The organism is Streptomyces sp. NPDC006516 (assembly GCF_040611875.1).
Taxonomy (GTDB): Bacteria; Actinomycetota; Actinomycetes; order Streptomycetales; family Streptomycetaceae; genus Streptomyces.
Genome location: NZ_JBEXPD010000012.1, coordinates 16,042 through 34,138 on the forward strand (window position 1 = coordinate 16,042; position 18,097 = coordinate 34,138).

The 18,097-nt window shown below is 72.2% G+C and carries 11 protein-coding genes; 9 read left to right on the forward strand and 2 right to left on the reverse strand.

Annotated elements, in window-relative coordinates; all coding sequences use genetic code 11:
• Positions 1–228 precede the first annotated feature (228 nt).
• The 4 genes from ABZY45_RS26980 (at position 229) to ABZY45_RS26995 (ending at position 6,479) form a co-directional block, all read left to right on the forward strand.
• A complete protein-coding gene (locus tag ABZY45_RS26980) occupies positions 229–456 on the forward strand; it encodes a type A2 lantipeptide (RefSeq protein ID WP_145810247.1) in 228 nt (75 codons plus the stop codon).
• An 83-nt stretch (positions 457–539) separates the two neighbouring features.
• Complete coding sequence (locus ABZY45_RS26985; RefSeq protein WP_356743833.1) at positions 540–1,346, forward strand: HlyD family efflux transporter periplasmic adaptor subunit; 807 nt, start codon at positions 540–542, stop codon at positions 1,344–1,346.
• Complete coding sequence (locus ABZY45_RS26990) at positions 1,343–3,619, forward strand: NHLP family bacteriocin export ABC transporter peptidase/permease/ATPase subunit (RefSeq protein ID WP_356743835.1); 2,277 nt, start codon at positions 1,343–1,345, stop codon at positions 3,617–3,619. Before ABZY45_RS26985 ends, ABZY45_RS26990 begins: the two co-directional genes overlap by 4 nt.
• 1 nt (position 3,620) lies before the next feature.
• Positions 3,621–6,479 carry an NHLP bacteriocin export ABC transporter permease/ATPase subunit gene (locus ABZY45_RS26995; protein WP_356743837.1) on the forward strand — a complete coding sequence of 953 codons (2,859 nt, stop codon included), beginning with the start codon at positions 3,621–3,623 and terminating at the stop codon, positions 6,477–6,479.
• A gap of 135 nt (positions 6,480–6,614) precedes the next feature.
• Here ABZY45_RS26995 and tkt read toward each other — a convergent pair whose 3' ends face one another.
• Positions 6,615–8,795, reverse strand: coding sequence for a transketolase (gene tkt, locus ABZY45_RS27000; protein WP_356743839.1), 2,181 nt, complete (start codon positions 8,793–8,795; stop codon positions 6,615–6,617).
• Between the two features lie 296 nt (positions 8,796–9,091).
• Between tkt and ABZY45_RS27005 the strand changes: the two genes are divergently transcribed.
• Positions 9,092–10,936, forward strand: a complete 1,845-nt coding sequence (locus ABZY45_RS27005; protein ID WP_356743841.1) for a protein kinase — start codon at positions 9,092–9,094, stop codon at positions 10,934–10,936.
• Between the two features lie 62 nt (positions 10,937–10,998).
• On the opposite strand, the gene ABZY45_RS27010 is transcribed toward ABZY45_RS27005, so the two are convergent.
• Complete coding sequence (locus ABZY45_RS27010; RefSeq protein ID WP_356743843.1) at positions 10,999–12,675, reverse strand: IclR family transcriptional regulator C-terminal domain-containing protein; 1,677 nt, start codon at positions 12,673–12,675, stop codon at positions 10,999–11,001.
• 127 nt (positions 12,676–12,802) lie between these two features.
• Here ABZY45_RS27010 and ABZY45_RS27015 point away from each other — a divergent pair, with 127 nt between their 5' ends.
• From ABZY45_RS27015 to ABZY45_RS27030, 4 genes are all read left to right on the forward strand, one after another.
• Positions 12,803–13,573, forward strand: coding sequence for a CoA transferase subunit A (locus tag ABZY45_RS27015; RefSeq protein ID WP_356743845.1), 771 nt, complete (start codon positions 12,803–12,805; stop codon positions 13,571–13,573).
• Positions 13,573–14,220 (forward strand): CoA transferase subunit B, encoded by a 648-nt coding sequence (locus ABZY45_RS27020; protein ID WP_356743847.1) that lies wholly within the window; start codon positions 13,573–13,575, stop codon positions 14,218–14,220. The genes ABZY45_RS27015 and ABZY45_RS27020 overlap by 1 nt, the downstream gene beginning before the upstream one ends.
• Positions 14,217–15,431 carry a thiolase family protein gene (locus ABZY45_RS27025; RefSeq protein ID WP_356743849.1) on the forward strand — a complete coding sequence of 405 codons (1,215 nt, stop codon included), beginning with the start codon at positions 14,217–14,219 and terminating at the stop codon, positions 15,429–15,431. The genes ABZY45_RS27020 and ABZY45_RS27025 overlap by 4 nt, the downstream gene beginning before the upstream one ends.
• Before the next feature lie 604 nt (positions 15,432–16,035).
• Positions 16,036–17,823, forward strand: a complete 1,788-nt coding sequence (locus ABZY45_RS27030) for a SpoIIE family protein phosphatase (RefSeq protein ID WP_356744177.1) — start codon at positions 16,036–16,038, stop codon at positions 17,821–17,823.
• Positions 17,824–18,097: the final 274 nt, after the last annotated feature.

Consider the following 18,097-nt stretch of genomic DNA (forward strand, 5'->3'; position numbering starts at 1 on the left):
GGTCATGTGCTTGCGACGGTGCGGAATTCATCCGGTGAAGCTCGTGAAGAAACCGCGTCACGACATGAACGATTCTGCACGTACGTCGATACGAGCGGCCCTGCAATCACCGGTGCGCCTCAGTTCGATTGGCTGCGCAAGGCGCAGGCATGCTTTGATCCTGGGCCATACGGAGGCCGCCACACGGGTTTCCGTACATAGTTAATTTCCATACGAAGGGCGCTCATCATGAACTACACCCCCCAGGTCGAGACCGCCGAGATCTCCGACGCCGACCTCGACAACGTCTCGGGCGGCCTCGTGGGCGGCCTCGTGGGCAACGTGGCCGGCACCGTCGAGGGCATCGTCCCGGTCGCGGGCGTCGTCGGCTCGGTCACCGGTCTCGTCGAGTCCGCCACCGGCGTGAACACGGGCGCGGTCACCGGTCTGGCCACCGGCCTGACCGCCGGTCTCTGAGAGACGGCAGTACCCCGCCGAGCCCCGGAACCACTGGTTCCGGGGCTCGGCGCCGACCGCTGAACAGGTGAGGAAAGAGTTCCGTGCAGTTCCGCCAGCAGGCCCTTTCCAAGCTGCAGTCGCCCGAACAGCTCGACCTCCCGGTGCGGTTCGCCCGCCCGCAGGGACTGCTCGTGCTGGCCCTCACCGTCGCCGTGATGGCCGCCGCCTGTTTCTGGGCGGTCACCGGCTCCGTAGCCGGCACGCTCGACGCGCCCGGCATCCTCACGCACACCCGCGGCAGTTACGTCCTGCAGAGCCCGGTCGCCGGGCAGGTGACCAAGGTGCTGGCCGACGAGGGCGCCTCCCTGCCTGCGCACTCGCCGCTGCTGAAGGTCCGCACGGCGCGGGGCGAACAGGTGGTGCGCACCATCGACGCGGGCCGGCTCACCTCGGTGACGGCCACGATCGGCGCGGTGGTCACCACCGGCACGGACGTGGCGAGCGTCGAGCGGATCGAGGGCTCCGATGACCCCCTGGTCGTGCTGCTGTACGTGTCGGGCGCCGCCGCGGCGGCGGTCCCGGTGGGTGCGCGGGTCGACCTCACCGTCCAGTCCGTGCCGGCCCAGCAGTACGGGGTGCTGCGCGGCAGGGTGGCCGCCGTCGGCAGGGCCGCACAGACCGAGCAGCAGATCACCCGGTTCCTGGGTGACGCCCAGCTCGGCGCCCAGTTCTCCGAACACGGACGGCCGTTGCCGGTCGTGGTGAAGCTCGAGCGCTCGGACTCCACGAAGTCGGGCTACCGCTGGTCCTCGGCCGACGGTCCCCCGTACGCGATCGGCTCCATGACCCTGGCCACCGGATCCGTCCGCCTCACCGACCAGCGCCCGATCGATTGGCTGCTCCCGTGACCGCACCGCACCCCTCCCCGGCCGCCCAGCAGTTGCCGCCTCCCGGCCGCGGCAGGCACCGCCCGGAGAGCGCGCCGGGCAGCGGGGGACGGCGCGGGCGTCCCGTCCGCAGGCCCGCCCGGACGAAGACCGTCCGCACCCCCACCGTGCTCCAGATGGAGGCCCTGGAATGCGGCGCCGCCTCGCTGGCGATGGTGCTCGCCCACCACGGCCGGCACGTGCCTCTCGAGGAACTGCGCATAGCCTGCGGTGTCTCGCGTGACGGTTCCCGGGCCAGCAACGTGCTCAAGGCCGCGCGCGGTTACGGCCTCAAGGCCAAGGGCATGCAGATGGAGCCCGCGGCACTCTCCGAGGTCCCGGCGCCCGCGATCCTGTTCTGGGAGTTCAACCACTACGTCGTGTACGACGGCATGGGCCGCCGCCTCGGACGGCGCGGCGTGCACATCAACGACCCCGACAAGGGGCGCCGGTTCGTGCCCGTCGAGGACTTCGACACGAGCTTCACGGGTGTCGTCCTCGTCCTCGAACCCGGAGAGGGTTTCCGGCGCGGCGGCCGGAAACCCGGTGTCCTGTCCGCGCTGCCGGCCCGGCTGCGAGGGACCACCGGCACCATGCTGGTCGCACTCCTCGCCAGCCTGCTGCTCGTGGCCGTCGGGGCGACGCTGCCGGCGCTGAGCCGTACGTACATCGACATGTTCCTGATCGGTGAACAGACCTCGCTGCTCGGAGTGCTGTTCGCCGCGATGGGCAGTATGGTCGCCCTCACCGTCGTCCTCACCTGGCTCCAGCAGGCGAATCTGCTGCGCGGACGCATCATCTCCTCCACGCTCGGCAGCGCGCGCTTCTTCCGGCATCTGCTCCGCCTGCCCGTCACCTTCTTCTCGCAGCGCAGCCCCGCCGACCTCGTCCAGCGGCTCCAGTCGAACGACGCGGTGGCCGAGACGCTCGCCCGGGACCTCACCGCGGCCGGTGTGGACGGCATCGTCGTCCTTCTCTACGCCTTCCTGCTCTGGACGTACGATCCGCAACTGACCGTCATCGGGGTGGGGATCGCGTTGCTCAACGTGGTCGCGATGCGCATCGTGGTACGGCTGCGGGCCACCGGCACCCAGAAACTGCGGGCCGACAGCGCGCGGCTGACGAACACCTCCTACACCGGTCTGCAGCTGATCGAGACGATGAAGGCCACCGGGGGCGAGGACGGCTACTTCCGCCGCTGGGCCGGCCAGCACGCGACCACACTGGAGGAACAGCAGCGCCTCGGGGTCCCCAGTGCCTGGCTGGGTGTCGTCGCGCCCGTGCTCGCGACGCTCAACAGCGCGCTGATCCTGTGGATCGGCGGGCTCCGGGCGGTCGAGGGGCACATCTCGATCGGCCTGCTCGTCGCCTTCCAGGCGCTGGTGACACGCTTCACCGCCCCGGTGACCCGGCTCAACGGCGTCGCGGGGCGCGTCCAGGACTTCGCCGCCGACGTGGCCAGGCTGAAGGATGTCGAGAACTTCCCGGTCGACCCGCTGTACTCCCGTCGTGAACCGGCCGCGAGCACCCGCCGTCTCAAGGGCCATGTGACTCTGGAGGACGTCACCTTCGGCTACAGCCCCCTCGACAAACCGCTGCTCACCGGCTTCTCGCTCTCCGTGGGACCGGGGCAGCAGGTGGCGCTGGTCGGCGGTTCGGGCAGCGGCAAGTCGACGGTCTCCCGTCTCATCTCAGGGCTCTACAGCCCGTGGGAGGGCACGATCCGCATCGACGGGCAACGTCTGGAGGACATCCCCAGGGGCGCCCTGGCCTCGTCCGTCTCCTTCGTCGACCAGGACGTCTTCCTCTTCGAGGGCACGGTGCGCGACAACGTGGCGCTCTGGGACCCGTCGGTCACGGACGAGGCGGTGGCGGAGGCCCTGCGGGACGCCGCCCTGTACGACGTCGTCGCCCGCCGTCCGCGGGGCATCCGCAGCCGCGTCGAGCAGGACGGCCGCAACTTCTCCGGAGGGCAGCGCCAGCGCCTGGAGATCGCCCGGGCCCTCGTACGGCGGCCCAGCATCCTGGTCCTGGACGAGGTGACCAGCGCGCTGGACGCCGAGACGGAACGGATCATCATCGACAACCTGCGGCGGCGCGGCTGTGCCTGCGTGGTGATCGCGCACCGGCTGAGCACCGTGCGCGACAGCGACGAGATCGTGGTCCTGGACCACGGGACCGTCGTGGAACGCGGCCGGCACGAGCAGTTGGCGGCCGCCGGGGGCCCGTACGCCGACCTGGTCAGGGAGCACTGACGTGGCATCCGTACATCCCCTGGCGGGCGCGCAGGCCCCCGGGCAGGACCCGGTCGTCGACGCGCTGGGAGCACTCGGTTCGCCCGTCGACTGCACCGGGCTGCGAAGCCTGTCGCTGGAAGGGCCGCAGGTGCTGTGGCTGGTCGTGGCCGGCGCCCTCGACCTGTTCGCGGTGGACGCCGTGGAGCAGGGGCAGTGGCACTTCCTGGGCCGTCTGGAGACGGGCGCTCTCGTGCTGGGTCCGGTCGAGGGGCCGCAGCACACCCTGGTCGGGCGCCCGCTCCAGGAGTGCGTGCTGCGCAGGATCCCGCTGCGTGAGCTGTACCGGCCGGACTACGCCGGACAGGGGGCGTACGAGGGGCAGTACCTCAGCCACTACGACACCGGGGACGCGGCACTGAGCCTGCTCGAGCACGCCTTCTCGCTCGGGGTGGGCCGCAGCCGGCGCGTGCTGTTCGAGGCGCCTCTGGACGGGCGTTCCGCCTTCGACGAGGCGGGGGGCGACGACGACGTCCTGTGGCTGCCGGTCGCGCCCGGCAGTGTGCAGTACGGCGCCGCCTTCAGCGCGGAGGCCGCCGGTGACCTGCTCGTGGACGCGGCCCTGTGGCAGGGGATGGTCAACCAGCAGTACCGCCTGCTGTCGGCGCTGGACCGCTGGATCGAACAGCTGGAGCGTGCCCACGAGGACCGGACCGCGGCAGGGATGAAGGCCGGCGAAGCCGTCCGCAAGGAGGCCGACCAGGCGCTGCTGACCTCGATCGGCCGGTCCGCGAGGGGCCTTTCGCGCCCGGCGGGGGCGTCGGACGACGCGGTGTACGCGGCGTGCCGCCTGGTCGCCGGGGACGCGGGCATCGTCCTCGCTGAGCCCTCTGCGGGCGGTGCGGTGAGCGACCGGATCGACCCGGTCGAGCGGGTGGCGGTCGCCTCGCGCATCCGCACCCGGGCGGTGCGGCTCGACGGACGCTGGTGGAGGGAGAACTCCGGACCGCTGGTCGGTCGCAGGGCCGCGTCAGGCGCGCCGGTCGCCCTGCTGTGGCGCCGGGGCCGATACGAGGCGGTGAACCCGCTGACCGGACGGCGCAGCCGGGTCGACGCCGGCTCCGCGCAGGAGTTCGACGAGCGGGCCGTGATGTTCTACCGGCCGCTGCCGGAACGGCCGTTGAGCAGGTGGCAACTGCTGCGCTTCGGCATGTTCGGCACCCGGGCCGACCTGCGCCGGCTGGTACTGGCGGGTCTGGTGACGGTCGCGCTGGGGTCGCTGGTACCGATCGCGACGGGCAAGGTGCTCGGCGTGTACGTGCCCACCGCGCGGACGGACCTCATCGTGCAGGTCTCGCTGGCCGTGATCATCACCGGTGTCGTGTCGGCGGCGTTCATGCTGATGCAGAACCTCACGATCCTGCGGATGGAGGGACGCATCGAGAGCACCCTCCAGCCCGCGGTCTGGGACCGGCTGCTGCGGCTGCCGACGACGTTCTTCACCGAGCGCTCCACGGGGGAGCTGGCGAGCGCCGCCATGGGGGTCAGCGCCATCCGCCGGGTGCTGTCCGGAACCGGCCCCGTGGTGGTGCAGGCGGGCACCCTCGGGGCGATGAACCTGGGGCTGCTGCTGTGGTTCAGCGTTCCGCTGGCGCTCGCCGCCGTCGCCATGCTGGTGGTCATCGCCGGGGTCTTCCTCACGATGGGCATGTGGGAGCTGCGCTGGCAGCGCCGTCTGGTCGAGCTGAACAACAAACTGAACAACCAGGCCTTCCAGACGCTGCGCGGGTTGCCCAAGCTGCGGGTCGCGGCGGCGGAGAGCTTCGCGTACGGGGCGTGGGCGGCGGAGTTCGCGCGCAGCCGTGAGCTGCAGAAGCGGGCCGGCCGGATCAAGAACCTGACGACGGTGGTCAACGCGGTCCACCTGCCGTTGTGTTCGCTGGTCGTCTTCGTCCTGCTGGCCGGCCCGGCACGCGGTTCCCTCACCCCGGCCGAATTCCTGACCTTCAACACGGCCGTGACGATGCTGCTGACGGCGGTCACCCAGCTCACCGGGGCGTTCGTGTCGGCCGCCGGGGTGCTGCCGATGTTCGAACAGATCAAGCCGGTGCTCGACGAGGCTCCCGAGGTGCGCGGCGCCAGTATGCAGCCGGGCGAGCTGTCCGGGGAGATCGAGGCCAAGGACCTCTCCTTCCGCTACTCCGATGACGGGCCTCTCGTCCTCGACGGGGTGTCGCTGACCGTACGGCCGGGCGAGTTCGTCGCGGTCGTGGGTCCGAGCGGCTGCGGCAAGTCGACGTTGCTGCGGCTGCTCATCGGCTTCGACAGGCCGGTCTCGGGCAGCGTCCTGTACGACGGTCAGGACCTGACGGCGCTCGACCCGGCGGCCGTGCGCCGCCAGTGCGGGGTCGTCCTGCAGAACGCACAGCCGCTGGCCGGCTCCATCCTGGACTGCATCTGCGGGGCCGAGGTCTTCACCCAGGAGGAGGCCTGGGAGGCCGCCGCCATGGCGGGGCTGGCCGAGGACATCAAGCGGATGCCGATGGGTCTGCACACGATGATCTCCGGCGGCGGCGCGATCTCCGGAGGTCAGCGACAGAGGCTGATGATCGCGCAGGCGCTCGTACGGCGCCCCCGCGTCCTGTTCTTCGACGAGGCCACCAGCGCGCTCGACAACGAGACCCAGCGCACGGTGATCGAGAGCACCAGGTCCCTGCGGGCCACCCGCATCGTGATCGCCCACCGTCTGTCCACGGTCATGGACGCCGATCGCGTGATCGTCATGGCGCAGGGGCGTGTGGTCCAGGAGGGTCCGCCCGCCGAGCTGCTGGCGGACACCTCCGGGCAGCTCCATGAACTGGTGCGGCGTCAGATGAGCTAGGCCTCATGCCTGGCGCAGGTGCCAGGGCAGGCGGACCGGTTCCGATCGGAGGACGCGGAGCCTCTGGACTTCGCTCCGGCTCGGGCCCCGCGTCCGAGGCGGGGCCCGATCGCGGGAGACGCGGGCCAGGGGTGTTCAGGCCCGGTGGCCGCCCGGCCTGGGAGGCTCCACCGCGTCACGGATGCTGCCCCGTGCCGCGGCGGCGACCGCTTCGGCGGTGAGGCCGAACTCCTCGTACAGCCTCTGGTAGTCGGCGGAGGCTCCGTAGTGCTCCAGGCTCACGATCCGGCCGGCGTCGCCGACCACCTCGCGCCAGCCCTGGCCGACCGCGGCCTCGACGCTGACACGGGCACGCACCTCGGGCGGCAGTACCTCGTCCTGGTAAGCCACCGGCTGTTCGGCGAACCATTCACGGCAGGGCATGGAGACCACGCGTACGGCCAGCCCCTCGTCGATCAGCAGCTTGCGCGCGTCGAGGGCGATGTGGACCTCGGACCCGGTCGCCACGAGGATGACGTCGGGAGCGGAGCCGGCGGCTTCCACGAGGACGTAGGCTCCGCGCGCGGCTCCCTCCGCGGGGGCGTGCACGCCGTCGTCGCGGTCGAGTACCGGCAGGTTCTGCCGGGTCAGGACGAGCCCGGCGGGCCGGTCTGTGTGCTGCAGGACGGTCCGCCAGCAGACCGCGGTCTCGTTGGCGTCGCCGGGACGCACGACGTCGAGGCCGGGGATCGCACGCAGAGCGGCCAGGTGCTCGACGGGCTGATGGGTCGGGCCGTCCTCGCCGAGGCCGATCGAGTCGTGCGTCCACACGTAGGTGGCGGGAAGCTTCATGAGTGCGGCGAGGCGGACCGCCGGGCGCATGTAGTCGCTGAAGGTGAGGAACGTGCCTCCGTAGGGGCGGGTCAGGCTCTGCAGGGCGATCCCGTTGAGTACGGCCCCCATCGCGTGCTCACGGATGCCGAAGTGAAGCGTGCGGCCGTAGGGGCCGCCCTTGAACTCCGAGGTCTGACGGTCGGCGGGTACGAAGGAAGGCTCTTCGTCCATGGTCGTGTTGTTGCTCCCGGCGAGGTCCGCCGAACCGCCCCAGAGTTCGGGCAGCACCGGGGCGAGAGCGGTGAGCACCTCTCCGGAGGCCTTGCGGGTCGCCATGCCCTTGGCGTCGGCCGGGAACACGGGCAGGGCCTCGGTCCAGCCGTCGGGCAGTTCCTGCTCCCGCAGCCGGTCCAGCAGAGCGGCCCTGCCGGGGTTCGCGGTCCGCCACTCCTCGTAGAACTGCTGCCAGCGCTTGCGCTCCGCCCTGCCCCGCTCCCCCACCGCCCGGGTGTGGGCCAGGACTTCGCCCTCGACGGGGAAGTACACCTCCGGGTCGAAGCCGAGGAGCCGCTTGGTGCCGGCGACCTCCTCGTCCCCCAGCGCGGCGCCGTGCGCCTTGCCGGTGTTCCGCTTCGTCGGTGCGGGCCATCCGATGATGGTGCGCAGCATGATCAGCGAGGGCTGGGACCGTTCCGCCTTCGCGGCCTCGATCGCGGTGAACAGCGCGTCGACGTCCTCGACGTAGTCTCCGGTGCGGGTCCAGTCCACGGTCTGTACGTGCCAGCCGTACGCGGCGAAGCGGGCCGGGACGTCCTCGCTGAACGAGATGTCGGTGTCGTCCTCGATGGAGATGTGGTTGGAGTCGTAGAAGGTGATGAGGTTGCCCAGCTGCTGGTGACCGGCGAGGGACGCGGCCTCGGACGCCACGCCTTCCATCATGTCGCCGTCGGACGCCAGCACGTACACGTGGTGGTCGAAGGGGCTCGTGCCCGGCGCGGCGTCCGGGTCGAGCAGGCCCCTCTCCCTGCGGGCGGCCATCGCCATCCCGACGGCGGCGCCCATGCCCTGGCCGAGCGGCCCCGTGGTGATCTCGACGCCCCTGGTGTGCCGGTACTCCGGGTGCCCCGGGGTCGCCGAGTCCCAGGTCCGCAGGGCCTTGAGGTCCTCCAGTTCGAGGCCGTAGCCGGCGAGGTAGAGCTGGATGTAGAGCGTGAGGCTCGTGTGGCCGCAGGAGAGGACGAAGCGGTCCCTGCCCAGCCACTGGTCGTCGGCCGGGTCGTGCCGCATGATCCGCTGGAACAGCAGGTAGGCGAGGGGGGCCAGGCTCATCGCCGTACCGGGGTGGCCGTTGCCGGTCTTCTGCACGGCGTCGGCGGCGAGCACCCGCACGGTGTCCACCGCCCGTACGTCCAGGGGGGTCCAGCCGACTCGGTCGGCGACGGGGAGGGCGAGGCCGGGGTCCCGCGTCCCCGTGCTGCCGGAAGTGGATCGCTCGGGCGCCATGGTGTCGTCTCCCTCGGATGTCGCTTCTCGGTACGCCGGAGCCGGCAGGTGCGGCTCACCATCCCTCGCATCCTCTGTTCCCTCGCCGCCGTCCGCACCCGGAGGGGGCCCGGCTGTGCGGCGGGGTCACGGTGCTCGCCGGACGGCGGACGTCCTGCCCGGTGACGGTGGCGCACCTTGCCGTCGACCCGTCGCCTACCCCCGCCGGCTCCCGTCAGGCCACCCCGCCGCGGGCGGTTCCCCCGCATTCACGGACTCCGGACAGCGAGGGGCATGGATGTGGCACAGTTCGTGCCGTGGACGAGCTGCGGCCTCAGGATCCCGCGCGCATCGGCGCGTACCAGTTGATCGCCAGGCTGGGAGCCGGCGGGATGGGGCAGGTGTATCTGGGCCGCTCCCCCGGCGGGCGGCTGGTGGCCGTGAAGGTGATCCGGGACGAGATCAGTGATCACCCGGAGGCGCTGGCCCGTTTCCGCCGGGAGGCCGCCACCGTGGAGGCCGTACGCAGCGCCGGCACCGCCCGGTTGATCGAGGCGTCGCTGGACGCGGCGCCCTACTGGCTGGCCACCGAGTACGTGTCCGGCCCCACGCTGCGCGCAGCAGTGCGTGAGCACGGGCCTTTCCCGCCTGGCAGCGCGCTGAAGCTCTTCGCCGCCCTCGCCGAGGGGCTCTCGGCGGTCCATGTCCACGGGGTCACGCATCGGGATCTGAAGCCGCAGAACGTGATCCTGTCGCCGCAGGGTCCACAGCTGATCGATTTCGGTATCGCCCGGTCACTGGGGCAGACGGTGCTGACGCGCGACGGCATGGGTCCGGGGACCCCCGGATTCGCGGCACCCGAGGTGGTCCTGCGCAACGAGGTCGGCCCGGCCGCTGACGTCTTCGCCCTGGGTGCGACGCTCGCCTACACGGCGACCGGGAGAGCGCCGTTCGGCTCCGGGGACGCGGCGTCGGTGAGCTACCGGGCCGTGCACGAGGACATCGACGTGACCGGCGTGCCCGCCGCGCTGGCGGAACTGATCCGGGACTGCGTCAGCAAGGACCCGGCCGCCCGTCCGGATCCAGCGTCGGTGATAGCACGGTGCGCGGTGGACTCGGCCCTCGTCACGGACGCCCACTACCGATCGCTGAACGGGGCCGGGGCCGCGGCGGTGCGCGAGGCCCGCGCCGCCGCAGCCGAGGACCTCGCGACGGGCGAGGACGTGAGGGGGACGGGCGAGATGGCCACGGCCGTACGCGCGGACGCCACGGCCGTACGGGACGACGCCACGGCTGTACGGGGGGACAACACGGCCTTACGGGAGGAGGCCGCGACCGCCTCCACGCGGGCCCCCGGCGGGGCGGAGCCCGACGCGTCCGCGGCACCCTCCGCGCCGCAGGGGGCCACTCCGTACGACGGCGCTGAGCGCCGTACGGCCGGATCCCGCACCGGCCGCCGTGGGGCGATGGGCCTCGCGGCGGTCGCCGCGGTGCTGGCCGCGTCCGTGACCGCCTGGCTCCTCTCGGGGCAACCGGACGGCGGACCGGACGGGGCGGGGCCGACGGCCGGGGCGGCACGGACCGCCGGTGCGGAGGGGCCGGGCAGCCCCACCACCGCCGCACCGGCCCCGGGACCGCCGGACCACATCGCCGGCGACCCTGAGTCGCAGGACCGCTGGACCTTGTCCGACGACCCCTGGCAGGCGGCCCAGGGCATCGGCTCCTGCGACCTGCCCGGCCTCGGCATGGCCTCGCTGCCGGCGAACCTGAACTCCTCCGTCTCGCACACCACCGGGTCCGACACCGCCTCGGTGCAACTGCGGCCGGAGAAAGCGGGGCGGGGAAAGCGGCCCGCGCCGTACTACGTGGCCGTAGGTGTGCGGCCTCCTCACGGGACCGACCCCGCCACGGGCCGCCCCACCCGGGCCGTCAGCAAGGGAATCGGCTTCACCAGCAAGCCCGTCGACGTCTTCTCGGAATGGTCCTCGGGCGGCACGATCACCTTCAGGTACCCCGAGGACTTCCGTGGCCATTTCGGCGACCGGACCGTCGACGCCATTCCCGTGGGCGACGACAGGGGTGACTGGACCGTGGTGCTGTACCACGTGGAGGGCGGGCCCTCCGATTTCACCTCCGTCGTGTGCAACGGCTTCCACGCCTGAGGTGGCGTCGGACCGGCGGTCACCCGAGGCGAGGCGCCCGGCGGCCTGTTCCTGAACACCCCTCACACCACGGCCACGTGGGTGTAGCGGGACGCGATGTGCAGTTCGGACTCGATGCTCTCCGCCGTGACGCGTAGTTGGGGCAGCACCTGCTCCAGGCACTCCGCGATGGTCCGGCTGCTGCTGTGCATCGCCACGTTGATCGCGGCGACCGTCGCACCGGCCCGGTCCCGGACGGGGACCGAGATCGAGCGCAGGCCGGCCTCCAGTTCCTCGTCGACCAGGGCGTACCCCTCGGCGCGCACCTGCTCCAGCACGGCCTCGAGTTCGGTGCGGCGGGTGAGCGTGTGCGGGGCCAGCGGACGCAGTTCGGCGTGGGCGAGGACGGACCTGAGCCCGTCGCCCGGCAGTCCGGCCAGCAGCACGCGGCCCAGCGAGGTGGCGTAGGCGGGGAAACGGGTGCCGACGGTGATGTCGACGTTCATGATGCGGTGGGTGGCGGCACGCGCCGTGTACTGCACCGAGTCGTCCACGAGGACGGCCAGGGAAGCGGAGTCGTGGATCCGGCCGGCCAGCGCGGCGAGATGCGGTTGGGCGATCCGGGGCAGGGTGATGCGGGAGAGCGACGGGTACCCGAGCGCCAGTACGCGCGGGGTGAGCACATGGCCGCGTCCGTCGGCCGTCACATAGCCCAGGTGTTCGAGGGTGATCAGCGCCCGGCGCGCTGAGGCACGGGACAGGCCGGTGGCGCGGGCGAGGTCGCTGAGGGTCGGGTCCGGGCCTGCCTCGTCGAAGGCCGTGATGACGGTGAGGCCCCTGGCGAGGGATTCGATGAACTCCCGGCCCAGCTCCTGCTTCGAGGCCGCCGTCCACGAGGCGAGGGGCCCCGGGGCGGACACGGAGTCCGGCGCCGGGGCGGGCGCGGGCTCCTCCCGGAGCCGCGACGCCATGGCCGCCGCGGCGTCGCGCAGCCGCGGCAGCAGGCTCTCGCGCAGCCCTCGCGCGGTGTGCCTGCTGGTGTGGCTGACCACGCTCAGCGCGCACACGATGCCTCCGGCGGCGTCGCGTACGGGTACGGAGAGGGCGAGGAGACCGGGCTCGATCAGCTGGTCGTCCAGCACCCAGCCGTCGCTCCGCGCCGCTTCCACCCGCTCCTCGAAGAGATCGTCCGCCGGAAAGGGACGCGCGGGAAGCGACGGGAAACCGGCTCCCTCCGGGTCCGCGGTCCGCCTCTCCCGCCAGGACTGCCACTCCTGCGGCCCCCAGAGGGTCGCGAAGAGCGTGCCGGGGCCCGTGCGTTCGGCGGGCAGCAGGTCGCCGATGCGGAAGCGCAGGGACATCGCCCGGCGCCGGATGGCCTGGTGCACGAAGCGGATGCCTCCGCCGTCGGGCACCGCGAGCGACACGGATTCGTCGAGCTCGCCCGCGAGGGCGTCCACCTCGGCGCCCAGGAGGCCGGGGACGCGGACCGAGGAGAGGTAGGCGTTGCCCAGTTCCATGAGGCGCGGGGCGAGCGTGACGGTCCGGCCCTCGATGCGGACGTACCCCGTGCGGGCCAGGGTGAGCGTGACCCGGTCGACGGTGGAGCGGGCGAGCCCGGTGGCCCGCTCCAGCTCGCTGAGGCTGAGGGAGCCGTCGGCGTCGGTCAGCCGGCGGAGCACGGCGATGCCGCGCATGAGCGGGGCGACGGCCTCCGGGGGCGCCTGGGCGCCCGGCCGTGACGTGCCGGTCGGTGCCATCTGTCTCTCCGTCGGGTGGGGGCGGCAAGGGCCAGGACCGTTGACAGGGCTCCGATCCGGGCGGCAGACTCCTCGCATCATAGTGAAGGAAACTTCACTATGCGAACACTAATGGATGGACGGTCCTATGGACAAGGTGGTCGCGTCTGCGGCGCTGGCCGTCGCCGACGTGCCGGACGGCGCCTCGGTGGCGGTGGGAGGCTTCGGTCTCAGCGGTGTGCCGAACGTGTTGATCGATGCCCTGTACGCGAGCGGAGTCAGCGGGCTCGGCGTCGTGTCCAACAACTGCGGAGCGATGGACTCCGGGCTCGCGGTGCTGCTCTCCGCCGGACGCATCAGCCGGGTCACCGGCTCGTACATCGGCGGTAACCAGGAGTTCGCGCGGCAGTACCTCGGGGGCGAGCTGGAGCTGGAGCTGATCCCCCAGGGCACGCTGGCCGAGCGGCTGCGGGCGGGGGGCGCGGGGATACCCGCCTTCTACACGCCCGCGGGTGTCGGCACGCAGGTCGCCGAGGGCGGACTGCCCTGGCGCTACGACGGTGAGGGCGGCGTCGCCGTGGCCTCGCCGCCCAAGGAAGTACGCGACTTCGACGGCACCGCGTACGTCCTGGAGCACAGCATCCGCACCGACTTCGCCCTCGTCAGGGCGGCGAAGGGCGACCGGCACGGCAACCTCGTCTTCAACAAGTCCGCGCGCAACTTCAACCCGCTCGCCGCCATGGCCGGCCGCGTCACCGTGGCCGAGGTGGAGGAGCTGGTGGAGCCGGGCGAGATCGACCCGGACCATGTCCACCTGCCCGGCATCTTCGTGCAGCGGGTCGTCGCGCTCACCCCCGAGCAGGCCGTGGACAAGAAGGTCGAGAAGCGGACGATCACCGAGCGGGAGGCACGGGACTGATGGCCTGGAACCGGAACGAGATGGCCGCGAGGGCGGCGGCCGAGCTGCGCGACGGCGAATATGTCAACCTCGGCATCGGGCTGCCGACGCTGATCCCCAACCACCTGCCCGAGGGCGTGCACGTCGTCCTGGAGTCCGAGAACGGCATCCTGGGCACCGGCGCCTTCCCGTACGACGAGGACGTCGACCCCGATCTGATCAACGCGGGCAAGGAGACGGTGACCGTCAGGCCGGGGGCCTCGTTCTTCGACTCGGCGCTCTCCTTCGGCATGATCCGCGGCGGTCACATCGACACCGCTGTGCTGGGCGCCATGGAGGTCTCCGCCCGGGGCGACCTCGCCAACTGGGCGGTGCCGGGAAAGATGGTGACCGGGATCGGCGGAGCCATGGACCTCGTGCACGGGGCACGCCGTGTCATCGTGACCATGACGCACACCGCCAAGGACGGCAGCCCGAAGATCGTCGAGGAGTGCTCCCTGCCGCTCACCGGCAAGGCGTGTGTCCACCGTGTCATCACCGAGCTCGCCGTGCTCGACGTGACCGAGGACGGACTGGTCCTGGTGGAGACCGCCCCCGGCGTGAGTGAGGCCGACGTGCTCGCGAGGACGGCCGCTCCCGTCCGCACGGCCGCGAGGATCGCGTCATGAGCTTCCGCCCGCGTGACGTGTACGTCGTCGACGCGGTCCGGACCCCGGTCGGCAGGTACAACGGGGCGCTCGCACCCGTCCGGCCCGACGACCTCGCCGCCCACGCCATCCGCGCACTGCTCGACCGCACCCCGGAGCTCGACCCGTCGCGCATCGGTGACGTGGTGCTCGGAAACGCCAACGGCGCCGGTGAGGACAACCGCAACGTCGGCAGGATGGCCGCGCTCCTCGCGGGTCTGCCGGTCTCCGTGCCGGGGGTCACCGTCAACCGGCTCTGCGCCTCCGGTCTGGAGGCGGTCGTGCACGCGGCACGCGCCGTGGCGCTGGGGGACCACTCGCTCGTGGTGGCCGGCGGAGTCGAGTCGATGACCCGTGCTCCTTACGTCCTGCCCAAGAGCGACCGTGCCTTCCCGGCCGGACACCCCGAGATGTTCTCGACCACTCTGGGCTGGCGCATGGTCAACCCACGGATGGATCCGCAGTGGACGGTGCCGCTCGGCGAGAGCGCCGAGCTGATCGCGGAGAAGCACGACATCAGCCGTGAGCAGCAGGACGAGTTCGCTCTCGCGTCCCATCGGAAGGCCTCGGCGGCGCGGGCGGCCGGACTGTTCGACGACGAGATCGCGCCGCTGGCGATCCCGCGCCGCAAGGGCGATCCGCTCGTCGTGGACCGTGACGAGTGCATCAGGGACGACGCCTCGCTGGAGGCCATGGCCAAGCTCCGTCCCTCGTTCCGTACGGAGAACGGGACCGTCACCGCGGGCAACTCCTCCCCGCTGAACGACGGTGCGGCTGCCCTGCTGCTGGCCGACGAGGAAGGGCTGCGGGCCACCGGCCGGGAGCCGCTGGCCCGGATCACGGCGTCCGCGGTGTCCGCGAACGAGCCCCATTACTTCGGACTCGCCCCCGTCGAGGCCGTGAACAGGGCCTTGGAGCGCGCCGGCCGGACCTTCGCGGATCTCGCGGCGCTCGAACTCAACGAGGCCTTCGCGGCTCAGGTTCTGGGCTGCCTGGCGGAGTGGCCCGACCTCGACCCGTCGGTGCTCAACCCGCGCGGCGGGGCGATCGCGATCGGCCACCCGCTCGGCGCTTCGGGAGCGCGCCTGGCCGGGTCCATCGCCCACCAGCTCAAGGCCGCCGGGGCCGGAGTCGGCGTGGCGACACTGTGCATCGGGGTGGGGCAGGGCTCCGCACTCGTACTGGAGAGGTGACCCCCTCAGGGTGAGCCGGTGCCGGCCGGGCGGAAACCCCGCCCCGGCCGGCACCGGCGGTTCCCGCCGGTGTGCGGGGCGCCTGTCTCCGTCCCGGCTGTGCGGGGCGAGGTCCGCGTGTACGGCCGCGCCGGACTCGATGAGCGCGCGCAGGGCGGACGGGCCGCCGTCCGGGACGGCGGCGACGATGGTGACGCGGTGCGGTGGGCACCGGTGCGCCGAGCAGGCCAGGTCCGGCCGCGGACGGCAGCCGCTCTCCGGTTTCCGTGCGCGCGGGCCGCTCCCCCGCCCCGGGTCCGTACAGCCGTGACGGCCCTGCCGAGCGGCGGAACGGGCGTACCGGATGAATGATGAACAGGTGTTGTGGTGCTGCGGGCGCCGCCCGGGTCCTTCGCCGGGCGGGTCCGGCCCGGCTCCGGTCACGAAGCGGAAGGCATGAGCGCATGGCCCCCCAGACGGCGTCCACGGCGGTGGACCAGGTACCGCAGGTGTGGCGACCGCCGGCACGGTGCGCTGACCACGTGGCGCCTGCGGGCACCGCTGCCTGCCCGAAGAGGGCGGGGGCCTTGCGGTGAGGTCCTCGGACGGGCTGCTGGAGACCGCGATGATGCGTACGGTCTTCGACAGCCTGGGCGCGGGCGTGTTCGTGACCGACACCGCTGGTCGGCTCACCGCCTGCAATCCCCGCTCGCAGGAGCTCCTCGACCGGCCGCAGGAGCAGCTGCTCGGTCAGGATCTGCACGATCTGCTGCACCGCGGTCGGGACGGTGGCCCGATCCCGCGCAGCGAGTGCGGCCTGCTGGCCGTCCTGAGGAGCGGGCGCCCGACCGAGGGCAGTGAGGAGCTCTTCCTGAAGGGGGACGGGAGCCTGGTCCCGATCATCTGGGCGGCCACACCGCTGCGGCACCAAGGGCGGATGGAAGGCGCGGTCGTCGTCTTCCACGACTTCAGCCTGCACCGCGACGCCGCCGAGCAGACCGCCGCCTACCTCGCCGCTCTCGAGGGCCTCACCGCCCGTCTGACGATGGTGGCGGAGGTCTCGACGGTGCTCATCTCCACCCTGGACACCACGGAGATGCTGAACAGGCTGATCGGTCTGCTGGTGCCGGACATGGGTGACTGGGCCGCGATCGACGCCTGCGCGGAAGGGGGGACGGGCGGGCTGCGTCGCGTCGCGGTGCGTGCGCCCGGCGACCAGGCGGCGGCCGAAGCGCTCACGGGCCCCCTGCCGCCCCTGGACGAATCCACCCGTTCGGCAGCGATGCGGGCCCTGCGCAAGGCGCGGCACGTCGTGCTGGACGCGAATGCCCTGGCGCAGGAGCCTGACAGCCCGCTCGCCCGCGCCCACCGGGCGCTGTTCGACCGGCTGGGCGGCAGCTGCGCGGTCGTGGTGCCCCTGCACACCCGCAGGCAGGTCTTCGGCGCACTGACCGTGGCGCGGGTCGCGCCGGGCTCCTCGTACACCGACGCCGAACTGTTCATGCTCACCGACATCGCGCGACGCGCGGGCCTCGTCATGGAGGCCGCCCTGCTGTTCGAACAGCAGCGGCACGTCGCGGAGACCATGCAGCGTCAGCTCCTGACTCCCCTGCCACAGGTCGACCACCTGACTCTGGCGGCCCGATACCGGCCGGCCCAGAGCGCCGCGGAGATCGGCGGGGACTGGTACGACTCCTTCCTCCTCGGCGACGGGGCGCTGACGATGGTCATCGGGGACGTCGTCGGCCATGATCTGAAGGCCGCGGCCCACATGGCGGAGGTCCGCAACATGCTGCGCGCCCTGGCCTGGGACCGGACCGAACCTCCGAGCCTGATCATGCGCCGGCTGGACGAGGCCATGACCCACACCAGCGACGCCCCCATGGCCACCTGCGTCTTCGCCCGCATCGAGGGCCCGGAGGGCGGACCCTGGCAGTTCCACTGGGTCAACGCCGGTCACCCCCCGCCGCTCCTGATCACCCCCGAGGGGCAGACCCGCTTCCTCGAAGGGGGTCACGGCCCTCTCCTCGGCCTCAGCTCGGCCCTGCACCTCGGGCTGAGCTGGCCCGACGCCCGCGCGGACCTGCCGCCCGGCTCGACCCTCCTGCTCTACACCGACGGGCTCGTCGAGAGCCGCAACCGCGACATCGAAGCCGGCTTCGCCTCCCTGCGCCGGCACGCCGGAGCCCTCGCGGGCCAGGACATCGAGGACTTCCTCGACGAGCTGCTGCGGCGGATGGACCCCGGTGGCGACGACGTCGCGCTGCTGGTCCTGCGCCTGCCACCGGCCGGGATCCCCGGCGACGACGAGGCACCGCCGCAGCACGCCCACAGCCCGGCTGCCACCGATCGCGGCGCACCCGGCTCCCGGATCGAGGACACCCCCGTGCGGGACACCTCCGAACCGGCCTGACCGCACGCTCGACGCCCCGGGCGCACGGAGGACTCGGCGCCACCCCCCGATCGAACCGCGTGGCTCCACCGCACCGCTGCCACGGTGGGAGCCGCCCTGCGTCACGTACACGGCGGGACTCACCACGCCCGCCGCCGTGCCCTCCGCGTCGCTGAGGGGTCCTCAGGTCCGTAACACGCGGGATACACGTGCCTGTTGAAGCTTTCTCCTGGTGATCATAGAATCGCTCGCCGTCGGCCCCGGTCCGCGTCCGTGACGGCGACCTCGCTGTGCG